This is a genomic window from Aequorivita viscosa (genome assembly GCF_900106795.1).
Lineage (GTDB): Bacteria > Bacteroidota > Bacteroidia > Flavobacteriales > Flavobacteriaceae > Aequorivita > Aequorivita viscosa.
Genome location: NZ_FNNS01000007.1, coordinates 98,973 through 121,334, shown reverse-complemented (window position 1 = coordinate 121,334; position 22,362 = coordinate 98,973). Strand labels below are relative to the sequence as shown.

Here is a 22,362-nt window from a genome sequence, read left to right as displayed (position 1 = left end):
TATTAAGAATATTAGTGCTTGAATGTTCTAGAAGTGAAAATGAATTTATTTTATTAAAACACTTTTGAATTTGCTCAAGTTTTTAAGGCAGATTCCTGTACCCCGTACTACTGCGCGAAGTGGATCTTCGGCAATATAAACAGGAAGGTCGGTTTTTAATGAAAGTCGTTTGTCTAACCCTCTAAGCATAGAACCTCCACCTGCTAAATAAATTCCGGTATTATAAATATCGGCTGCAAGTTCTGGTGGGGTTTGTGAAAGCGTTTCCATTACCGCATCCTCAATTCGAAGAATAGACTTATCTAGTGCTTTTGCGATTTCCCGGTACGAAATTTCCACTTGCTTTGGTTTCCCAGTAAGTAAATCTCTTCCTTGCACTTCCATTTCGTCTGGTGGCGACTCAAGATCTTCTGTAGCAGCACCAATCTGGATTTTAATTTTTTCGGCAGTTCTTTCACCAACATAAAGGTTGTGTTGGGTTCGCATATAGTAAACAATATCATTGGTAAAAACATCGCCTGCAATTTTCACAGATTTATCACAAACAATTCCGCCAAGTGCGATTACAGCTATTTCGGTGGTTCCGCCACCTATATCTACAATCATGTTTCCTTTGGGCTGCATAATGTCAACTCCAATACCAATTGCAGCAGCCATAGGCTCGTGTATTAAATAAACTTCTTTTGCGTTAACGCGCTCGGCACTTTCTTTTACCGCTCTCATTTCTACTTCGGTAATACCGCTTGGAATACAGATAACCATTCGTAGTGATGGCTTTATCCATTTCTTCTTTAAAGCGGGAATATCGCTGATAAACATGTTTATCATCTTCTCGCTAGCGTCAAAATCAGCAATAACCCCATCTTTTAGTGGGCGTATTGTTTTTATGTTTTCGTGGGTTTTGCCTTGCATTAGTGCGGCTTCTCTACCTACAGCAATTATTTTTCCTGATGAACGGTCTCGAGCCACAATAGAAGGCGCATCCACTACAACTTTGTCGTTATGGATGATTAAAGTGTTAGCGGTACCAAGATCAATGGCTATTTCTTCAGTTAGGAAGTCAAAAAATCCCATATTTTATTATTCGTGGAGTTGGGGGTTAATGCTTTATGGTTTGGTTTTAACAAATGTAACAAAAATTAATGCTTAAAATGGCGAATTCCAGTAAATACCATTGCCATTTTATTCTCGTTACAATAGTCTATACTTAGGCTGTCTTTTATAGATCCACCTGGTTGGATAACGGACTTTATTCCTGCCTTGTTTGCAATCTCAACACAGTCTGGAAACGGGAAAAACGCATCGCTCGCCATAACGGCTCCTTCTAGATCGAAATCAAAAGATTGTGCTTTGTCGATTGCTTGTCGTAACGCATCTACTCTACTAGTCTGACCCGTACCACTGGCAAATAGCTGTTTTCCTTTTACTAGAACAATTGTGTTACTTTTTGTGTGTTTGCATATTTTAGATGCGAACAACAAATCTTCTAACTCGTTTGGGCTAGGCTTATTGTCTGTAGCGTGTGTTAAAATTTCTTCCGTGTCGGTTATTTGGTCCTTATCTTGAACTAAAAGACCATTAAGGCAAGTTCGTACAGATTTAGATGGTAATGTAACTTCTTTTTGAACAAGTAAAATACGATTCTTTTTGCCCTGCAGCAGGGTTATAGCTTTTGGCGTAAACGATGGCGCGATTACTACTTCACAAAATAGATCGTGAATTTCGTTTGCTGTAACTTCATCAATTTCGGTATTGCTGATTAAAACACCACCAAAGGCCGAAACTGGATCTCCAGCTAATGCAGCTAAATAAGCTTCTTGTAATGTATCTCGTTGTGCCAGTCCGCAAGCATTGTTATGTTTTAAAATGGCAAAAGTAGGAGCTTGGCCTTTAAATTCGCTCATCAAATTTACAGCGGCATCAACGTCTAATAAATTGTTGTAACTCAATTCCTTTCCGTGAAGTTTGTCGAATACAGCGTCAAAATCCCCAAAAAAATGACCTTCTTGATGCGGGTTTTCGCCATATCGAAGCTGTTGTCCGTTGGTCTCACTTATTTTAAAAGCAGGTAGCTTTTCTTCAGTATTGAAATAATTGAAAATTGCTGTGTCGTAATTTGAAGAGATGTTAAATGACTTAGCAGCAAATCGTTTTCGGTTTTCTAATGAAATAAATCCGTCGTTTTCAGAAATTAATTCAAGAAACTCAGCATAGTCTTCAACCGAAGAAACGCAGATGGTGTCTTTAAAGTTTTTTGCTGCAGCACGAATCAATGATATTCCTCCAATATCAATTTTTTCGATGATGTCTGCTTCCGAAGCTCCCGATGCTACAGTTTTTTCAAACGGATACAAATCTACTATTACAGCATCAATTTGAGGGATGTTATACTGAGCCATTTCGGCAACATCATTTTCGTTATCTTGCCTATTCAAGATTCCGCCGAAAACTTTTGGGTGAAGCGTTTTTACACGACCACCTAAGATTGAAGGGTAATTGGTAATATCCTCTACAGCTACTACTTTAATTCCTAGGTCGTTAATAAATTTTTCTGTTCCGCCAGTAGAATAAATTGTAACGTTTTGTTCGTTCAATTTTCTCACTATAGGAGCAAGGCCTTCTTTACTAAAAACAGATATTAATGCCGAAGTTATTTTTTTCGAATTGCTCATTTAGAAAACTATTTGAATGTCATTTTTTGGAAAGATGCAAAAGTACATAATTGATTAGTAAATTTGTAACGTATACACGTATAAAACGTCATACTTTTATCAACTTGTAAAAAGGAATTTTTTAATCGATAAAAATCCTTCAAGTTTGGTAGATTTAACAGGAAAATCGAATAGATGCTAATTTATTTAAGGGTTTTAAAGGAAAGTTTCAACTTCGCTCTCAATGCGTTGACAAACAATAAGCTACGAACTTTTCTTTCGCTAGTGGGTGTAACTATTGGAATTTTCTCAATTATTGCCGTCTTGGCAGCGGTAGACTCGCTAAAAAAGGAAATTGAAGGTAGTATTAGCGGGCTTGATAATAGTACGGTAATAATAATGCGGGTCAACTTTGGTCCTACAGATATTCCACAATGGAAATGGCAACAGTTTCCTGATGTTACCTACGATGAGTATCAATATTTAGAACGAAATACACCAAATTTAGATTACGCAACTTTCACGCTCAACGTTCCTAACGAAACAGTGAAATATGAAGATAACCAAGTAGATAATGTTCCGGTTGGTGCTGTTACCGATAGCTATTACAATATTGAATCGCTTAAGCTCGACGAAGGAAGATTTTTTAATGCATCCGAATCTAATAGTGGTTCTATGGTGGTGGTGTTAGGACATGAAATTGCAAACAAACTATTTGGTGGTTCTGCCAATGCTATTGGGAAAAAAGTTAGAATATACGGTAGAAAATTTTCGGTGATTGGAGTATTGGAAAAAGAAGGAGCTGGAATTTTTGGAAACTCAAAAGATACTTCTATGTACCTGCCTGTAAACGTGGTTAGGCGAATTTATGGAGATAATAACAAGGCGTCCTTCCCGCAGATAGTAATCAAACCCAAAAAAGGTGTTGATCAGGCCGAATTTAAAGCAATGTTAACGCAACAACTTCGTGTAAAACGAGGCCTGAAACCCGATCAGATTAGCAACTTCTTTGTAAATCAAATGCAAGGTCTTACAGATTTTATAGATGAAATTACAGGAAGCATGAATGTAATAGGCTTAATTATAAGTGGTTTTTCGCTCTTAGTTGGTGGCTTCGGAATTGCAAATATTATGTTTGTGAGTGTAAAAGAACGTACCAACTTGATTGGTATTCAAAAGTCATTGGGAGCCAAGAATAAATTTATCCTCTTTCAGTTTTTGTTTGAAGCAGTTATTCTAGCTGTAATTGGCGGGTTAATTGGGTTGGTCTTGGTGTATATTGCTTCGATAATCGTGTCGCAATTTACGGGTGACTTTCAATTTATTCTTTCGCCTTGGAATATGTTCCTGGGTACGGCAATTTCGGCTATAATTGGTCTTATTTCTGGAATACTTCCCGCAATTTCGGCTTCCAAATTAGATCCTGTTGAGGCTATTAGGACGGGAATGTAAAGCTGAGTAAATCTCAATTCACAAGTGTTAAATAACAAAAAAATATCCAAAGCTCAAACTCCAAACTCCAAAGGTTAAACAATTGGTTTTGGGATTTGTGTTTTGTATTTTGGAATTTAAAAAGTAATTACGCTCAGAATTTTAAATAAAAATGACTATAGTTTTTCGGCAACTACTTGGTTTACCCATTCTAGAAAGCGTTCGTCTTCTTCAGAAAAAGGATCGGCTACGTGAGAGTCTATGTCTATCTGACCAATGTTTTTACCATTCTTAAATAAAGGAATTACTATTTCAGATTTCACATTAATGCTGCAAGCGATATAGTTGTCCTGTGCTTTCACGTCGGGAACCACAAAATTTGAATTGGAAACGGCAACTTGCCCGCAAATTCCTTTTCCGAAAGGAATAACCGTATGGTCTGTCGCTTCACCTGCAAAAGCTTTTAGGTGCAACGTTTTTTCAGCTTCGTTTGCAAAATAAAATCCTACCCAATCGTAGTACTCAATGTTCGATTGCAACAGTTCACAAACTTCTGTAAGTAGCTGTTCATTGTTTCGGTTTTTATTAGCTAAAATGGTCTCTATCTTGGGTTTAAGTGAATTGAAAGACATACGATGTTATTTTGAATTTTGTTTGTTCAAAGGTATTTCAAAACTAAGACTTTGTGCATACAACAATTACTGTATATTTGTTAAAAATATAGAAAGAAATCCTTTGAAAGAACTCTTTAAAAAATACAAATCGGTCATACAGTTTCTAGCAATTTTCTTAGGAACTTATTTAATACTCAGTGCCCTCTACGCCTATTATTTAAAAGTTTCGGTTACTGGTGGATTTTATCCAGATTACATTACCAACCTTGTGGCAAGACAAAGTGCGGCGCTTTTAGAAGCTTTTGGATATGTTGCAAATCTGCAAGTAGATACTGTGCGCAAAGGGGTACTTATTATTATTGAAAATAATTATGCCGTTAACATTGTAGAAGGGTGTAACGCAGCAAGCGTAATCATTCTTTTCGTTTCTTTTATTATTTCGTTTGCCGAAAAATTTAAGAAAACATTCCTATTTCTTTTGGCGGGAGCAGTGTTAATTTATGTTGTAAACATTATTCGAATTGCGCTACTCACAGTTGCATTATACAAATATCCTGAGTATCAGGAAGAGCTTCATTCTGTAGTGTTTCCAGCTGTGATTTATGGAATGGTGTTTATACTCTGGATTGTTTGGGTAAAAACGTTGAACTCAAAACCTGCTAAGTGAAACAAGTAATTAGAATAGTAGGTATTGCTCTTTGTTGCATTCTTTTGCTCGCTATTCGTGCTTTTGAAGGCAGCTGGTTTTATGACCCGCTTCTTGAGTTTTTTAAAAGCGATTATAAGGAATTACCGCTTCCTGAAATGGATAACTTGGCACTATATGGTGGTATTGCAGCACGTTACTTGCTAAATACTTTGGCGTCATTGGCAATACTTTGGTTGGTTTTTTTTGATAAAGGAATAATCAAACTTTCTGCGTTACTATACCTTGTGCTCTTTGTGCTATTTTTCGCTGTTTTCAGTTTTATGATTTATACATCAGACGGAACAGACAACCTCTTGGTATTATTTTATATACGAAGGTTTTTAATTCAACCCTTATTTCTACTTATCCTGCTACCTGCCTTTTATTTTCAGAAGCGAAAAGTCAATTGAATTTTTGGTATCTTTGCCTTTCTAAAAATTTTACACACATGAAAAACCTATCAATTCTTTTTTTAGCGCTATTAAGCGTTTCGCTTTTTTCTTGCAAAGACAATACAAAAGAAGCTGAACTTGAAGTAGTAACTGTAGACACTGCTCCAGAATCAAAAGAAACTTACGAAGTGGCTCAAACCGATGCTGTTTTTAAAGACTCTAAGGTAGAAGCTGTTTTTAATCAATATATTAAAGTAGAAGCCGCCTTGGTTAATACTGATGCCCAAGCAACCTCAAGCGCAGCTAAAGATTTAGAATCTATGCTTAAGGAAGTTAAATTAGATGAAGAAGTTCAAAAAGCGGTTTCGATTATCGCGAGTTCCGATGACATAAAAATACAACGTGAGAACTTTGAGCATTTAAGTGATGGTATTGAGAAAATGCTTGAAGGTTCTTTAGAATCTGGTATGTTATACAAACAATACTGCCCAATGGCTTTTAATAACAGAGGAGCTTCTTGGATAAGCAGTAGTAAAGATATTTTGAATCCTTATTTTGGTGATAAAATGCTAAAATGTGGAAGAGTAGATGCTGAGATTAAGTAATCGGTTATCGGTGATAAGTATAAAAATTTTGATGCGATTTTATTCAGAATTATACTGTTTATCAAATTTCCGTACACACTTAAACTTATAAAAATTTAAACTCATAAACTTAAGTTTCTATAATTAAATGAAAAAAGCGATTTCCATACTTCTTTCCGTGCTTATGCTTGCCAGCAGTTCTGGAATAGCGTATGCCCAGCATTTTTGCAGCGGTATGGAAATCACTTCTCAAATTACCCTTGGCGAAAAACATCTTTCCTGTGGAATGGATGATGCCGCTGCTTCTTCGTGTGATGATGAATTGTTACTGATGGAAGAAGATCATTGTTGCCAAAACGAATTTACCCAAATTCAAACAGATGAAAACTTTGCGAAAGCCTCATTCAATATCGACTTTGAAAAGCCTTTCATCAATGCCTTTATTTCAGTTTTTGTTGTACAAAATTTTGAAATAAGCACTTCACAAAAAACTTTCTTCGCGGATTATAACCCGCCACCTATCGAACGGGATTTAAATATTCTGTACGATACTTTCCTGATTTGATTATATCCGCGCAGGCGGAAATCTCATGATTATAACTCCTTTTTTCTTAGGGGTTTTACATCGTTTTAATCAAATTATTAATTATGCATATCTTTTTAAAACAAAAGGCTGAGGTCGAAAATTCCATCACGGGAATATCGTTGATGTGGTTTGGTATTTAATTTTCGCTAAGAGACAATTTTAGGCGAATCATCTTTTTGTTTGAAAGTTTGTCTAACCAAAAATGTTTAAAAATGACACACACATATAAAATACGCGGAATGACTTGCAATGGCTGTCGTGGCCATGTCGAGAAGATTTTGAATTTAGTAAATGGAGTTTCAAAAGCATCGGTAGATTTAGAAAATGCAGAAGCAGTTATCGAAATGGAAAACCATATTCCTTTAAATGTTTTTCAACAAGCATTAAAAGATGATGGAGGACGATATAGTATTTCTTTAACTGAGGATGTTAAAGCAACTGAAGAAACTGGTGCGGAGACTCCTGCCGAAGTTTATACTGAGCCAACCCGAAGGGCAGGAATTACGTATAAAATACACGGAATGACCTGCAATGGTTGTCGTACCCATGTTGAAGAGCTTTTAAATTCGGTTGAAGGAGTTTCCAAGGCCACCGTAAATCTTGAGAAAGAAGAAGCTGTTGTTGAAATGGATAATAATACTTCCCTTCAAACCTTACAAAAAGCCCTTGCAGACGATGGCGGCAGCTACACTATCTCAAAGCTTGGAGATGAGAAGGCAGAAGCGCAACATAAAGCAAAAAAGGAAGCGGAAAAAGCTAAAAACAGCGGTCCAGGAACCTATTATTGCCCAATGCACTGCGAAGGCGATAAAACCTATGACAAACCTGGCGATTGCCCAGTATGCGGCATGGATTTGGTAAAAGAAGCAAAAACCTCATTGAGTCCCACTCAATATACATGTCCGATGCATCCAGAAGTTATAAGCGATGATCCCGGAGCTTGTCCAAAATGTGGAATGGATCTAGTCCCAATGGAAGCGGATGAGTCAGAAGAAAACAAATCTTACAAAGCGCTTCTAAACAAGTTTTGGATTGCAGTGGCCTTCACGGTTCCAATCTTCGTGATTGCAATGTCCGAAATGATTCCAAATAATCCGCTATACGATTTAATGTCATTGAAATATTGGAATTGGGTTCAATTCGCGCTTTCAATTCCTGTGGTTTTTTATGCCACTTGGATGTTTTTTGAACGCGCGTATCGTTCCATAAAAACGTGGAATCTCAATATGTTTACGCTAATCGGCATTGGTGCAGGCGTGGCTTGGATTTTCAGTCTTTTTGGCTTGTTGTTTCCTAACTTTTTCCCAGAACAATTTTTAACAGAATCGGGAACGGTTCACGTTTATTTTGAATCGGCTGCGGTGATTCTGACTTTGGTTTTAATGGGACAAGTACTAGAAGCACGAGCCCACAATAAGACCAATTCTGCTGTAAAAGAATTATTAAAGTTAGCGCCCAACAAAGCCGTTCGTATTGTAGATGGAAAGGAAGAGACAATCGCAATCGATAAAATTGAAGTAGGTGACAAACTTCGGGTAAAACCAGGAGAAAAAATCCCCGTAGATGGAAGCATTTTAGAAGGACAAACTTCTGTTGATGAATCCATGATTTCTGGCGAACCTGTGCCTGTTTCCAAGGAAGAAGGCGATAGCGTAAGTGCAGGAACTATCAACGGATCGCAATCTTTTGTAATGATTGCCGAAAAAATAGGTAGCGACACCTTGCTTTCGCAAATTATTGAAATGGTAAACAAAGCCAGTCGAAGCCGAGCCCCCATTCAAAAACTTGCAGATAGAATCTCGGGATGGTTTGTGCCTATTGTGGTTTTAACCTCCGTTATCACATTTGGTGTATGGGCGATTTTCGGACCAGAACCTTCGTATGTCTATGCTTTAGTTAATGCTATTGCAGTGCTTATCATAGCTTGTCCTTGTGCTCTTGGTCTCGCAACGCCAATGTCTGTAATGGTTGGAGTAGGAATGGGCGCTAGAAACGGTGTGCTAATTAAAGATGCAGAATCCCTTGAAACCCTTAATAAGATTGACGTCCTGATTATTGATAAAACAGGAACTATTACGGAAGGAAAACCTTCAGTTGAAAAAATAGGAGCCTCACAAGATGTTTCAGAAGAAGAAGTGCTTCAATACATCGCTTCCTTGAATAATTTAAGCGAACATCCACTTGCCGATGCTACGGTGAAATATGCGAAAGAGAAAAACACCGAATTCTTAAAAGCATCCAATTTCAATTCAGTTACAGGAAAAGGAGTTACGGGAGAAGTTAATGGAAAGAAAGTCGCATTAGGAAATCAAAAAATGATGGACGAAGCAAACGCTTCCCTTTCAGAAGAAATAAAAAAGGAGGTTTCTGAGGAACAGAAAAAAGGCAAAACAGTTCCAATGCTCGCAATTGACGGAAAAGTTATTGGCTTTGTAGTAATTTCAGACAAGATAAAAGCAAGCAGTAAGAAAGCTTTGGCCGAGCTTCAAGAACAAGGGATAGAAGTGATAATGCTTACAGGCGACAATCACGACACCGCAAAAGCCGTTGCTTCAGAATTGAATCTCACCAACTTTAAAGCCGAAGTATTACCGCAAGATAAATTAGCTATGGTTGAAAAACTTCAAGCTGAAGGCAAAAAAATTGCAATGGCGGGTGATGGAATCAACGATGCTCCAGCCCTTGCTCAAAGCGATGTTGGTATTGCAATGGGCACGGGAACCGATGTGGCGATTGAAAGCGCAGGCATCACATTAGTAAAGGGAGATTTACACGGAATTGTAAAAGCGTTTCATTTAAGTAAAAAAGTGATGAGCAATATCAAACAAAACTTGTTTTTTGCAATGATATACAACACCCTTGGAGTGCCAGTTGCCGCAGGAGTGTTATTCCCATTCTTCGGATTGCTACTGTCCCCGATGATTGCAGCTTTGGCGATGAGTTTCAGCTCTGTATCAGTAATTGCAAACGCACTTCGATTGAGAGGCGCAAAAATTGATTAACTAGGGTCATCTTGAGTCCTTAGGCTTTCGCTCAGGATGAACTAAAGTCGATAGATTTATCAAAAACGTCTCGACTGCGCTCGACGAGACAATTATTAAATAAAAAACAACAATAAATATTTGACTTAAAATGATGTTCGTAAAGCATTATTACGCTTTTTTAGTCCTATGTCTTAAGTCCTATTATCCTACGTCAACAAAGTAAAATATGAGAAAAATACTATTAATAATCCTCCTTTTCCCGTTATGCGTTTTTTCACAACAGAAAATTTCGGGTACTATAACTGAAACAGTTAATACAAAGGAAGTTCCCTTAGGTGGTGCAAACGTCTATTGGTTGAATACTTCAGTAGGTTCGGTTACAGATTTTGAAGGAAATTTCGAGATTCCCTATAAACCAGAATACAAAAAAATGGTCATTAGTTTTATCGGGTATAAAACGGATACAATTACGGTGAATTCTGCTAAAAAAATAACCCATTCTTTAAAATCCACAGCCGATTTGGATGAGGTTACAATTTCGTCGCGGCAAAAGGCTAGTTCACGGTCCTATCTGCAATCACAAAATGTTATAAACGTGAGTAGTGCAGAGCTACTAAAAGCGGCTTGTTGCAACTTGGCTGAGAGTTTTGAAACCAACCCATCCATAGATGTAAATTTTGCTGATGCTATTTCGGGAACCAAGCAAATAAAAATGCTAGGGCTTACTAGTCCTTATATAATGATAACTACTGAAAATGTTCCGAGTATTCGAGGAGCTTCTCAAGCGTATGGTTTGAGTTTTATTCCGGGAACTTGGGTAGAAAGCATTCAGATTACCAAGGGTTCTGGAAGTGTAGTAAACGGCTATGAAAGTATTGCGGGACAAATTAATGCCGAACTTCAGAAACCACTTACAGATGATCGGCTTTTTGTGAATGCTTATGGTTCAGGAAATGGGCGTTTCGAGCTGAATACACATTTGAATACTAAGGTCACCGAGCGTTGGAGCACCGGCGTTTATATTCACGGCAATATGCGCGATACTGAATTTGACAAGGACAACGATTCATTTTTGGATGCGCCTTTGATGAAGCAAGTAAACGTAATGAACCGCTGGCAATATACCGATCAGGAAAATGGATATGTTGGTTTTGTTAATGTTAGATATTTGAATGATGAAAAGCAGACGGGTCAAATTAATTTCAATCCCGATACAGATCGTGGAACGACCAATGCGTGGGGAAGTGAAATAAAAACGCAGCATTTTGATATCTCTGGGAAGCTTGGTTTCGTAAATCCAGATTTGCCGTGGCGTACAGGCGGATTGCAAGTAGCGTATAGCCATCACGATCAGGAATCCTATTTTGGGTTGAAAGATTATAATATTCAGCAAAACAGTTTGTACGCCAATTTAATGTACAACTCCATTATTGGCGATTCACGCCATAAAATTAAAACAGGAGTTGATGGCACGTACGATAGCTACGAAGAGCTGGTACTCACAGAAAATTTTAACCGCGTTGAGAATTCAGTCGGGGCATTTTTTGAATACAACTTCGACAACCTTGGTGATGTAAATTTGAGTGCTGGAATTCGAGGAGATATCCACAATAGGCTAGGAGCATTTTTAACCCCCAGATTTCATATGCGATATACTCCGTGGGAAAAATCGGCTTTTAGGGTTTCAGCAGGAAGGGGAAAACGAAGTGCGAACATTTTTGCTGAAAATCAAAAGCTTTTTGCAAGTTCACGAAACTTGAATATTTTAGGTGAAGGTGGAAAGATTTATGGCCTAGATCCAGAAATAGCTTGGACGTATGGTGTATCCTATATGCAAGGTTTCAATCTTTTTAAAAGAAAGGCCGATATCACGGTTGATTTTTACAGAACCGATTTCCAAAACCAAATTGTAGTGGATTGGGAAAACCCGAATGAAATTAATTTTTATAATTTAGATGGAGAAAGTTATTCAAACAGCTTTCAAGTAGAGTTTAACTATGATGTCTTTGAGCGTTTCGATTTACGTATGGCATATAAGTTCTATGATGTCGAAACGAATTATCAAAGTGGAAAAAAACAAAATCCACTTACCTCAAGTCATCGGTTTTTTGCAAATGCTTCATATGAAACCAACCTCGGAAATAAAGGAGGAAATTGGAAATTTGATGCCACTTATAATTATTTAGGAGAGCAGCGATTCGCTTCCACCGAAAGTTATTTGAATACCATTGGCCTTTCTGAATTTTCACCCAGCGTTTCCACTTTAAATGCACAAGTAACAAAAGTGTTTTCATCGAGTTTTGAAATTTATGTGGGTGGAGAGAATTTAACTAACGTAAAACAAAATAACCCGATTGTAGGGAGTGACGACCCTTTTGGGACAAGTTTTGATACAACCTATGTTTACGGACCAATTTTTGGAAGTTCGTATTATGCAGGTTTGCGATATAGATTAAATTGATAAATTTAGAATCACTTGCGTCGCCGATGTGTATGATTCAGCGCAGAATGCAGAGGATTTACATGAACTGAGATGGTTTGAGGTATTACGAGGAAAAACGTTCAAAAGAATAGAGAACTTCGCGACTTGGCGTCTTTGCGAAAGAATTTCACGCAGGGTATTGGCAGGAGCTAAAAATAAAGAATACTAATATTAATGATAAATATAATAAACATGAAAAAAGCAATAGTAATTATTGGAATGATGCTAATGGGTATCACAGGATTTTCCCAAAACAAAAATGCAAAAGCTTCTATCGAGGTCGATGGGGTTTGTGGAATGTGTAAAGAGCGCATTGAAAAAGCTGCTGTTAAAGCTAAAGGAGTGAAATCGGCTAATTGGAACGTTGAAACTCACGAACTAAAATTAATTTACAACGAAGGAAGAACCGATTTAGCTACAATACAACAAAGTATTGCCGACAGTGGCCACGATACAGAGAAATTTAGAGCTAAAGACGAAGTTTATAATGAAATAGATCCTTGCTGTAAATATCGCGATCCGAAAGTAGTTGATGACCATAGAGATGGCGGACACTAAACTTTTTTATTTTTTATAATTTATTTAATATCAGTGCCTAATTGAAATTTGTAATTTGAATCTCAAAACAAATATTATGAGAAACGAAAAACTAATTCACGCCTTAGGCAATTGTATAAACCACTGTAATTATTGTGCTGATGCGTGTCTCGATGAAGATGATGTAAAAATGATGGTCAACTGCATTCGTATAGATAGGGTTTGTGCGGAAGTTTGTAGTACGTTAAGTCAAATTTTAGCAACTGGTTTTGAAGATGTAGATGATTTAGTGCGTTATTGTATTAAAGTATGTACACTTTGTGCCGAAGAATGCGAAAAACACGATATGGATCATTGTAAACAATGTGCCGCTGCGTGTCGAAATTGTGTTACGGAATGCGAGAAGTATTTAGCGTAATTAAAAGAAGTTAGGCTCTTTTAAATATTACTTATAAGTAGTCATATTATAACTACTTTAAATAATAGTATAATCCATCCCTCGAAAGACGGATGGTTTTTTGGTTAAGGCTATTTTAGAGTGCTAATTGTAAATTCATCCTAATTGCATAAACCCATTCCCCAATTAACTAATCTCCATTTAACCATTTAACCAATTAACCCATCCCCAACTAACCATTCCCCATTCCCTCCCTTCCCCACAAAAAAAAAGGACTCTGCAGCAAAAACCGAAGAGCCCTTCTCTTTAAAACAAATCCTTAACAGCTATTGCTTCTCCAGCCAATTTCTAAGCCGTGTCAACAGGATTGTTACCGCAAAACTCGTTACTGTTCCAAATGTAGCCATACAGATGGTTGTCACAATATTCTCAATTGGTAAGTTGGGTAATATTCCGCAAACCATCCCTCCAAAAATACTGATCCTATAATTATTCATAACGAAAACACTATCGGTTAGTATTCAGCAGCGGATTTGACTCCGGCACAATCTGACCTTCGGGTGGGGGATTGTCATCGTCAGTACCGTCATTTATTACCGTCTGGCTTACTACGGTAGTAACAGTACCTGCAACTACTAAATATCCAGCTATTTGTACTAACAAAGGTGGTAGTAGTATAGGGCCGGCCATTATAGCTCCACCAATTGCCGTCAATCCAAGTCCAATATTCCGTAGCCTCCGAAAAAAATGAGGCGTAGGCCGTTCTAATCGTTCAAATAAATCCATAATCTATAATTTAAATTAATTCCTTTTTTCAATCATCTCGTTAGGTAACCCCTATTATCCTTATAGTTTAAAGTAAATGATGCAAAAAAATCTTCTAGCACCTGCCCAAGCTCTACTTTGCCAGACACAATTGCCTCTCAAATTAGTTTTGAACAAAATTCTTGAGGAATTTGACACTACAAACCTGTCATTCACAAGTGATTTTATTGTAAATAAACAATCAGAATAACCTCTCTGAGATAAACTAAAGTAAGTGGAGTTTGTAACCTTATATCTACTACCTGCCTGATAGGTCGGACAGGATTGTCAAAGTCACTTCCTCATCCCACTCCTTAAATCCTTCAATTCGCATTAAGAGTAGGTCAAGAGCCTTTCGAGAACCTAAACCCTTACCTATTCCTGTTAACTGTGAAACAGGAGCAATGCACCCACGTAATTCGTTTAGAGCATCATTGGCTGGGTGAGTCAGTATCCCGCTTCTGTCAACAACTTCTTTTACTCTCAGATTGTGATTGAAGCTAGGTGAGTAAAAAAGCTCTAGCTCGTATGTACCATCAGGAATACAGGACAAATTTGGCAAGTTAAGCCGCCAAGGAAGTTCAATGCTGAAGCAAAGAAACTGTTGCTTATGAAAAATAGCACCGTTCGTTCCATTCCTGTAGTGGATTCTGTGAAGATAGAGTTCCATAACTTTGGTGTTTTAAATTATAACTGGTCAACGCCAACAATGGCTAAGGCATTGAAAGATCCGATTCGTAAGGAATACATCTCTCCATTCACTTCTTGGAAGAAACTCACGCCTAACACTTGAATCACAGGAAGAAGACTACCCGCGGTAATTGACGAACTGAGAGTCAGAGCCGTCTGCTGTTGTTGATCCCAAGGGATTATCGGAGAAAGAGCTCGGTCTTCTTCAAATTTCCTTCCCGGAAAATCCAGCGCACAAACTCCTGTTGCTATTTGTACGTGTGTGTGCCCCGGGGAGCATCAATGGTCTCAATTGGCACAAATTCAGGTATCACGACCTCAAGAGTGCCGGTTGAACGGTCAAATGATGGTGTATAACCATTAAAAAACACCGTGTTTAGCTTCCCTTTCAGATTAAAATCAAAACCTTCCAACAGGCTCATATCACCATCTTGCACTGTTCTACGTCCTCGATCGTTTAATTGGTCTGTTTTAATCACACTCATCAACAACTGTAATAATCGAGACGTCAGTCTGCGGTCTCTGGCCTGGCGTATCAGCATACGCTCCGCTTTTCTAATAAGTTGGCCTCCTTTACCCGCAGTGCCAAATTCCATCCCATTTTCCCGAGTACGCTTAAATGCCGGATCAGTCAAAATGCGGTTTTTTTCGATTCCGCCCTTCTCGCGGGCTAAATATCCATCACCCGACTTGTAAAAGGTAATATCTCCCATAGTACCTTTTAATTTCAAAATTCCTTTTTGCTTTGCCATAATAACAAATTTTAATGTTAAACAATGACCCAAAACTACGACCCAAACCACTTAAAATCAGTTCTAAAAACATAAACAGACACTTTTTGCACACTTCTGCATATTACTATACAATCCTGCACATTTCTGCAATTTCTTACATTCTTTTAGAGGAGGTAAGGCAGGACGAAAGCTTTTGGTTCATCCGTATTATGGTGTCATCTCGACCTATTCACTGCGGTAAATAGCGGAGTCGAAGTGCAGTCAAAGTGCCGAGTCCCAATCCCCAATTAACTAATCAACCAACTACCTCCCCTTCGGGGAGGTCACAACTGCCTTTTCCGGCAGTTGTGAGTGGGGACAGTTCTAGGAGGAGACAATTACCTTCACGCCTAATTCACCAACCATAGAAGAGTAGGCAAGTGGAGAGACAAAATGTGGCACAATTTGAACCAAAATATCTGGCACTATGAAACCGAAATCATCGACACAAATCGAATAAAAATATCCAAGAGGAACAGGTTTGCCTACTATGCGTAAAACCATGAAACAAAATGGCTCTCCAAGCGCTATCTGCGAGAACGATGAGCAAAATACTTTTTTTGACCACCTTGCCTTTGTCAGCCTAGTGGTATTTCTCTGTTCTCTGTGCTTGTTTCTTTCCTCGAACACAACTAAAATCAAGGATCAATCTCAGAAATATTTTAGTAGATTTTCAAGAAAACAACTAATATTCACTATATTTCTCGAAAATTTACTACAATTGAACCTGTCCGACTTCATAAAAGAACGATTATCATTTGAAAGTTATGCTTTCAACTGGGACGAACTTCTTATTGCTAAAGCAGATAAGTCCCAAACTTCGATACAGAGTCAATTATCTTACGCAATACAAAAAGGAGACATCATTCCCTTGCGCCATCACTTTTATTTAATCATTCCACCACGATATTCAAAATTTGGGAAACTACCCATCGAGCTTTATGTGAATAGCCTATTTGAGTTTTTAGACCGTAATTACTATATAGGTTTATACTCGGCAGCAAGATCTTATGGTGCTGGACATCAGCAGATTCAAAAGGAGTACGTATTTCACGACAAAGCACCGTTGCTATCCATCTCTAAAAATTCCATCAATCTTGATTTTTTTACCGTGTCTAATTGGCCAACCAAAAATATAGTATCGAAAAAAGGAGATGCAGGAATGTACAATATATCCAGTCCTTGCCTAACAGCTGTGGATTTAATTTACCATCAAACTAAAATAGGCGGATTAAATAGAATGCTTTCCGTTTTAGAAGAGTTGACAGAAGAAATGAAAATGGAAGATGCAAAAGATTTGTTGTCTTGGTATTCACAAAAAAGCGTTTTACAACGTTTAGGTTTTTTATTGGACGAAATCAATCCCGAATCTGACATAGCGAATCTCATATATGAACATCTAAAACATAAAAAGTTCTATCCAGTTTTATTGAGTCCAAGGTCAAATGAAAAGGCAGGTGCGGTTGAGAATAGATGGAAAATTGATGTAAATATTAAAATGGAAAGTGATTTATGATACCAAGACCCGATATTGCAAAATGGCAGATGAATGCACCTTGGAGAGAGTTCTCACAGGTAGAACAAGATTTAGTGATCAGTCGTGCTCTTGTTGATATATTTTCTGATGAATTCTTAAATGAAAATCTGGCATTTAGAGGTGGTACGGCACTTCACAAGTTATACCTAAACCCTGCACCACGCTATTCAGAAGAATTCGATTTGGTTCAAATTAAACCAGGACCTATAAAACCAATTATGCAACGCATCGCTGAAGTGGTTACTTTTTTCGAAGAAAAAAGAAGCACTAAAATCGGTGGTCACTGTGCAAAGGCGATGTATCGATTTACATCGGAATATGAGAATATTCGACTGCGCTTAAAATTGTAAATTAATTGCAAAGAACATTTTAACGTGTTGCCTTGGATTGAATTTCCATTTGAAGTAAAAAGTAATTGGTTTGAAGGTAAAACCATTATCCGAACCTATGACATCAATGAATTATTGGGAACAAAACTAAGAGCATTGTATCAAAGAAGCACAGGAAGGGATTTGTTTGATTTGGATTATTCCAGATTAAACCACAAGTTAGAAATCCCAACAATTATCGATTGTTTCTATGAGTATATGAGCGTTTCCGTTGGAAAACCGCCCACTAAAAAAGAGTTTTTGCTCAATATGGAAGAAAAGGAAAACAATCCGGATTTTACTGGCGATATGGAAGCATTATTACGACCCGAAATTAAATATGACCAAAATGCAGCCTTTGAATGGCTGAAAAATGAGATTGTTGAAAAGCTATAATAAAATAAAAATGGTAGTTATTACTAGACCAACAATCTCTAGTTTCTCAATTAAACAACCAATCCAGCCTTTCCATCTCTCAAAAACCTAAATAGACCATCATACCCACGCTACATTAAAACTCCGAATTACCTCCGCCGCCGCCGCGGATCAAAACGGATCAAGTCCAAAAGTTGTGGAATTTCAGGATTATGCAAAAATTGTTGTTAGTCTAAATAGGAAAAAATGGATCAAGAACAATTGTTGTGTTTATGCAAAAATTGTAGTTAATCTAAATAGAAAGAATTATATGTTTTTAGCTCCTCTGAACTATGCGGATTCGACTGCGCTACTCTGATATACGTAAGTTTTAAAACAGTGTGTTTTATGGCAATTTATGTTCCTGGTTTACGATAGCAAAGCGTATTCTAAAAATCTCTTTTTACGCAATATAAAAGCAAGGTTGAATATATGATATATGAATATAATACGCTTAATATACGCTACAAACACGATACAAACACGCTATAAACACGCTATAAATACGCTATAAATACGCTATAAAGATACTGTAATCATACTTTAATTATAGAGCTGCTTGCTGCCTTTTCTGGCAGTTACCTGCCCGTCCGAAGCTCTTAGCAAAGGCGGGTGGGTGGGGACAGCTTCCTGCACGCATAATTTATTAGCCGTAGTAGGATAGGCGAGTGGGGGCAAAATTTGACACAGTTTAAACCCTTTTAAATAACCAAACAAAATCTTAATGTCCACAAGCCAAATAACATTATAAAATGGATATAAGTAATGCTTAAAAGACATATTGAATACTTGATAACCAAATAGATTTATATTCAGGTAATCAAGAATTATAAAACACTATAACACCCTCAAAACGCTATTCACAAGTTTTAGAATAAAAGAATTAATCCCGATATTTGTATTAAATAGAAAGAGGCTGTCTAAAAAGGGCGGCCTTTTTTCATGGTAAATCGGCATGTATTTCGTATCTTCATGCTATGAAAGCAAGCCCTGTTTGGAAGACCAACAGCCAGAACCAATTGAGTCTTCTTCCTCCCAGTTATGATGATCTCGTTCCAGAGCATCATCCGGTTCATATAGTCAACACCATTATAGACCAGGGGAAGGCTACAGGATATAACGACCAGCATACCAACTCCACTGTAGACGATTTTGAATATGACAATTACGGTAACCTTACCAAAAATCGTGACAAGCTAATAACTCAAATCAGCTATAACCATTTAAACCTTCCCACAAAAATAACCTTTCAAGGAGGAGAAACAATTGAATATACCTATCTTGCAGACGGCACCAAAATAAAGAAAACCGCTATGGACAGCCAAAGTATGAGCACCAATACCGAATATATGGATGGGTTTCAGTATACAGACGGCATTCTGGACTTCTTCCCGCATGCAGAAGGCTATGTAAAGGCCACTCCCGCTGGTCTAGGAGGAAATAGCACCTATACTTTTAGTTATGTCTTCAATTATACCGATCATCTTGGGAATATCCGCTTAAAGTTCACAGAGCACCCCCAAACTGGCGAAACCAAAATTTTAGAAGAGAACCATTATTATCCGTATGGTTTAACGCACAAAGGCTACAACGGCCAACATAGTGTGGTGGGCATTGGAGATATGAGCTCCTATATTACAATTGTTCCTGTTACACCGCTGTTGGCCGATAGTTACAAGTATAAATTTGGAGGTAAGGAACAGCAAACGGAGTTCTACATCAACACCTACGACTTCGGGGCCCGCAACTACGACCCCGCCCTCGGGCGCTGGATGAACTTGGACCCATTGGCGGAGATGATGCGCAGGCATTCGCCGTATAATTATGCTTTTGATAACCCCGTTTACTTTATAGACCCGGATGGGATGATGCCGGGAGGTTTTGCAAACACAAATTCTGTTACTTCTACGGGGTCTTTTGAATCTTATGATTTTGGTTCTGGGAATGAAAGTGGGGCGTTAAAGGGTAATGGTAACAAAGGCGGTAGTGGCGAGGGCAAATCCGAATCTACGGGGCTCAATGCCGACACATCGGCACCCACAATGAGTAAGCAGAAAGATATTGCAGGTACTGGTTTTGCTATGGGGGCTGATGGGGTAGGAGATATAAATGGCAATAGTCAAAAGAAATCTTCACCCAGTCCAAAATGGTACAAGGAGGCTTTTAAATCAGTTTTAATGGATAAATTTAAAACAAACTTTACCTTTGACGATGCAGTTTGGCATTACCGCTTGGGAGGTGGGATGCCTGTAGATGTGAATACTAATTCATTAGATTTCAGTTCCCTTTCCGTAAAGGATTTTCAAAATCCTGATTTCACACATCAAGAAAGTCCAGGAATCTTTCTTAAACTATCTGATATATCCAATGCTATATCTAACACTAATCAAGCTTTAATTTATGGAACAATTGAAGTAGTTTATATTGGAGAAAACACCATTATGGTATTACCTAATGATTATGATTTCGATATAAAGTTAACCCCAACAGTCAGAGGAGTTTTAAGGGATTTTGCCACTATGCTCGGTCATATGTATAACGGTTCTGGCACACCTTATACTATTAACTTCATGGGTACGGCTAAAATAAAAAATTAAAAAAATGAAATATTTGTTATGTTCTTTTTTAATGTTTTTCGTGATTTCCTGCGAAGAAAACCACCAGAAATTTGTAAATAATATTGAAGAATTATTGAATGTAGAGCTTAATTATGACTATCAAATAAAAAACCAAAAGGATACATTCGGATTTGGAAAATACTCTACAAGGTTTGATATGGTTTTCAACATACAAGATTTCAATTCTTTGTTAAAAATTCTTGATTTACAAAAATTTAGAAAGATTGATTTTAGAGAGTTGGGAATTCCTAATGATTTTAACTATTCAAGGAGCTATTCCAATGGGAATGTAAGGGAAGAAATATTGATTAGTATCAAAATGAGAACCTTGAGATATTCTAGAATTGATAAATAGCTAACCCTTCTCTGGCGCGAACTTCCGGCCCGTGCCCTCCGCTAACCGATTGCACCTCCTAGTCTTTTAATCTCTTTTTTATCAATCCCAATTTCCCCCGAAAAAACTCTCTTCCAAAATAAGATAAATTTCAATACATTTATTCCCACTCCCTTTTTCCAGAGAAGGAGCATTAAAACCAAAAGTAAGTGACGAACGGCACTACAAAAACTGCGATAAAACACCAAGGCTACAACAGCGACCACCAAATATTCTCGGAGGAAGCCGGGGGGCAGATTGTATTGACCCCCGTCAATAACTTTTTGGGCGACAGTTACAAATACAAGTTCGGCGGGAAGGAACAGCAGACGGAATTCGACATCAACACCTATGACTTCGGCGCACGGAACTATGACCCTGCTTTGGGGAGATGGATGAACCTTGACCCGTTGGCTGAAATGATGCGCAGGCACTCGCCCTATAATTATGCGTTCAACAATCCCAACTATTTTATTGATCCGGACGGGATGGCGCCGATCGCCACAGATAGTTATGGAATGAGCACAAATACTGGGTCAGTGGAAAGTTACAGTTTTGGTTCTGGGAATGAAAGTGGGGCTTTGAAGAGTGATGGGGGTGACATATTACGTCCAACCTTCCAAGATGCTGCAACCAAAACGGCTTATCAAAATACAGTGCAAAACGCAACAGGTGGTTTATATCAAGTTTCACAAGACCCATTAATTAATGGAGGAAATGCTAGCTTTACACAAGTAGCTGAAGGTCCGTTAACTCAAGAGCAACAAGCCTTTGTTGATGCATATAAATCTGTTATTAATAGTCCTACAGTTGTTTATCAAGATATTGTTTCAAACGATATCAATACTGATGTTGGTAGTTTTCAAAACAATACAATGGATATGGCTGACATTGCACAATTTGATGCTGTAGGAAAAGGTGCAACATCAAGTGCGGGTGCGTTTATACATGAAACTGTAGAGCAATTAGAAAAGGCCAAATTAGGAATTGACAAAGGAAGTATGGGGGGTGAAGTAATAAATTCGGCAGGAAAAACAACTTATCCTAATTATATAAGTTCGCATTCAACCGCTATACAAGCTGAAAATAAAGTAAATGGGAATGTTAGAACAGAAGGTTTTCGTGTAGATTCCTTTTTAGAAAAAAATGGAAATGTTACCCGACAAGCCATTATTCGACAGGTGGGTGGAACAATTAAAGTAATGAAACAATGATTATAAGAAAACTTATCTATATTAATTTATCTATTTTTCTAATTGCCTGTGGGGTTAAAAATCATGAGAGCAAAAATGAAAAATTATCCTGTAATGAAAATTTAAAATTCAAGATACTTTTTTTTAAAAATATTAAAGTTGTTGAGGATTATATGAAGATGGAGGATACAACAATAATTAATAATCTTGAGGAATATGAACATTTAATGACCGATGAAAAACAAA

General features: G+C 37.7%; 20 protein-coding genes and 1 pseudogene. 15 read left to right on the top strand and 6 right to left on the bottom strand.

Annotated elements, in window-relative coordinates; translation table 11 throughout:
• Nucleotides 1–45: 45 nt before the first annotated feature.
• Together BLW28_RS05850 and purH are read right to left on the bottom strand one after the other, a co-directional pair.
• Nucleotides 46–1,074 (bottom strand): rod shape-determining protein, encoded by a 1,029-nt coding sequence (locus BLW28_RS05850; RefSeq protein ID WP_073219559.1) that lies wholly within the window; start codon nt 1,072–1,074, stop codon nt 46–48.
• Nucleotides 1,075–1,139: 65 nt separating this feature from the next.
• Nucleotides 1,140–2,672 carry a bifunctional phosphoribosylaminoimidazolecarboxamide formyltransferase/IMP cyclohydrolase gene (purH, locus tag BLW28_RS05845; RefSeq protein ID WP_073219557.1) on the bottom strand — a complete coding sequence of 511 codons (1,533 nt, stop codon included), beginning with the start codon at nt 2,670–2,672 and terminating at the stop codon, nt 1,140–1,142.
• A 174-nt stretch (nt 2,673–2,846) separates the two neighbouring features.
• Here purH and BLW28_RS05840 point away from each other — a divergent pair, with 174 nt between their 5' ends.
• Nucleotides 2,847–4,103 carry an ABC transporter permease gene (locus BLW28_RS05840; protein WP_073219556.1) on the top strand — a complete coding sequence of 419 codons (1,257 nt, stop codon included), beginning with the start codon at nt 2,847–2,849 and terminating at the stop codon, nt 4,101–4,103.
• A gap of 155 nt (nt 4,104–4,258) precedes the next feature.
• On the opposite strand, the gene BLW28_RS05835 is transcribed toward BLW28_RS05840, so the two are convergent.
• Nucleotides 4,259–4,714 (bottom strand): GAF domain-containing protein, encoded by a 456-nt coding sequence (locus tag BLW28_RS05835; RefSeq protein WP_073219554.1) that lies wholly within the window; start codon nt 4,712–4,714, stop codon nt 4,259–4,261.
• A gap of 103 nt (nt 4,715–4,817) precedes the next feature.
• Here BLW28_RS05835 and xrtF point away from each other — a divergent pair, with 103 nt between their 5' ends.
• The 8 genes from xrtF to BLW28_RS05795 all read left to right on the top strand — a co-directional run bounded on the left by xrtF (nt 4,818) and on the right by BLW28_RS05795 (nt 13,367).
• On the top strand, nt 4,818–5,363 hold the full coding sequence (gene xrtF, locus BLW28_RS05830; protein ID WP_234946488.1) for an exosortase family protein XrtF: 546 nt from the start codon (nt 4,818–4,820) through the stop codon (nt 5,361–5,363).
• Nucleotides 5,360–5,794: an exosortase F system-associated membrane protein gene (locus BLW28_RS05825; RefSeq protein ID WP_073219551.1), complete on the top strand. Its 435-nt coding sequence runs from the start codon at nt 5,360–5,362 to the stop codon at nt 5,792–5,794. Before xrtF ends, BLW28_RS05825 begins: the two co-directional genes overlap by 4 nt.
• Before the next feature lie 38 nt (nt 5,795–5,832).
• Nucleotides 5,833–6,381 (top strand): DUF3347 domain-containing protein, encoded by a 549-nt coding sequence (locus BLW28_RS05820; protein ID WP_073219548.1) that lies wholly within the window; start codon nt 5,833–5,835, stop codon nt 6,379–6,381.
• 127 nt (nt 6,382–6,508) lie between these two features.
• Nucleotides 6,509–6,925 (top strand): HYC_CC_PP family protein, encoded by a 417-nt coding sequence (locus BLW28_RS05815; RefSeq protein ID WP_073219544.1) that lies wholly within the window; start codon nt 6,509–6,511, stop codon nt 6,923–6,925.
• Between the two features lie 233 nt (nt 6,926–7,158).
• Nucleotides 7,159–9,948 carry a heavy metal translocating P-type ATPase gene (locus tag BLW28_RS05810; RefSeq protein ID WP_073219541.1) on the top strand — a complete coding sequence of 930 codons (2,790 nt, stop codon included), beginning with the start codon at nt 7,159–7,161 and terminating at the stop codon, nt 9,946–9,948.
• 208 nt (nt 9,949–10,156) lie between these two features.
• A complete protein-coding gene (locus BLW28_RS05805) occupies nt 10,157–12,391 on the top strand; it encodes a TonB-dependent receptor (protein ID WP_073219538.1) in 2,235 nt (744 codons plus the stop codon).
• 213 nt (nt 12,392–12,604) lie between these two features.
• Nucleotides 12,605–12,970, top strand: a complete 366-nt coding sequence (locus BLW28_RS05800; protein WP_073219535.1) for a heavy-metal-associated domain-containing protein — start codon at nt 12,605–12,607, stop codon at nt 12,968–12,970.
• 76 nt (nt 12,971–13,046) lie between these two features.
• A complete protein-coding gene (locus BLW28_RS05795; protein ID WP_073219533.1) occupies nt 13,047–13,367 on the top strand; it encodes a four-helix bundle copper-binding protein in 321 nt (106 codons plus the stop codon).
• A gap of 486 nt (nt 13,368–13,853) precedes the next feature.
• On the opposite strand, the gene BLW28_RS05790 is transcribed toward BLW28_RS05795, so the two are convergent.
• From BLW28_RS05790 to BLW28_RS05780, 3 genes are all read right to left on the bottom strand, one after another.
• Complete coding sequence (locus tag BLW28_RS05790) at nt 13,854–14,132, bottom strand: hypothetical protein (protein WP_073219530.1); 279 nt, start codon at nt 14,130–14,132, stop codon at nt 13,854–13,856.
• A gap of 277 nt (nt 14,133–14,409) precedes the next feature.
• On the bottom strand, nt 14,410–14,820 hold the full coding sequence (locus BLW28_RS05785) for a DUF5675 family protein (RefSeq protein ID WP_073219527.1): 411 nt from the start codon (nt 14,818–14,820) through the stop codon (nt 14,410–14,412).
• A gap of 268 nt (nt 14,821–15,088) precedes the next feature.
• A complete protein-coding gene (locus BLW28_RS05780; protein WP_317042269.1) occupies nt 15,089–15,592 on the bottom strand; it encodes a hypothetical protein in 504 nt (167 codons plus the stop codon).
• A 742-nt stretch (nt 15,593–16,334) separates the two neighbouring features.
• Between BLW28_RS05780 and BLW28_RS05770 the strand changes: the two genes are divergently transcribed.
• The 6 genes and pseudogenes from BLW28_RS05770 to BLW28_RS15700 form a co-directional block, all read left to right on the top strand.
• Nucleotides 16,335–17,129, top strand: a complete 795-nt coding sequence (locus BLW28_RS05770) for a type IV toxin-antitoxin system AbiEi family antitoxin (RefSeq protein WP_073219669.1) — start codon at nt 16,335–16,337, stop codon at nt 17,127–17,129.
• Nucleotides 17,126–17,914, top strand: a pseudogene (locus BLW28_RS05765) (nucleotidyl transferase AbiEii/AbiGii toxin family protein). The gene BLW28_RS05770 and the pseudogene BLW28_RS05765 overlap by 4 nt, the downstream one beginning before the upstream one ends.
• Before the next feature lie 995 nt (nt 17,915–18,909).
• Nucleotides 18,910–20,529, top strand: a complete 1,620-nt coding sequence (locus BLW28_RS05755) for an RHS repeat domain-containing protein (protein WP_092842542.1) — start codon at nt 18,910–18,912, stop codon at nt 20,527–20,529.
• Between the two features lie 4 nt (nt 20,530–20,533).
• Nucleotides 20,534–20,905 carry a hypothetical protein gene (locus tag BLW28_RS05750; protein WP_143036846.1) on the top strand — a complete coding sequence of 124 codons (372 nt, stop codon included), beginning with the start codon at nt 20,534–20,536 and terminating at the stop codon, nt 20,903–20,905.
• 188 nt (nt 20,906–21,093) lie between these two features.
• Nucleotides 21,094–22,137, top strand: a complete 1,044-nt coding sequence (locus BLW28_RS05745; RefSeq protein WP_092842541.1) for an RHS repeat protein — start codon at nt 21,094–21,096, stop codon at nt 22,135–22,137.
• Nucleotides 22,134–22,362: hypothetical protein (locus BLW28_RS15700; RefSeq protein ID WP_177165878.1), on the top strand; the 229-nt coding region annotated here is incomplete at its 3' end. The genes BLW28_RS05745 and BLW28_RS15700, both read left to right, overlap by 4 nt.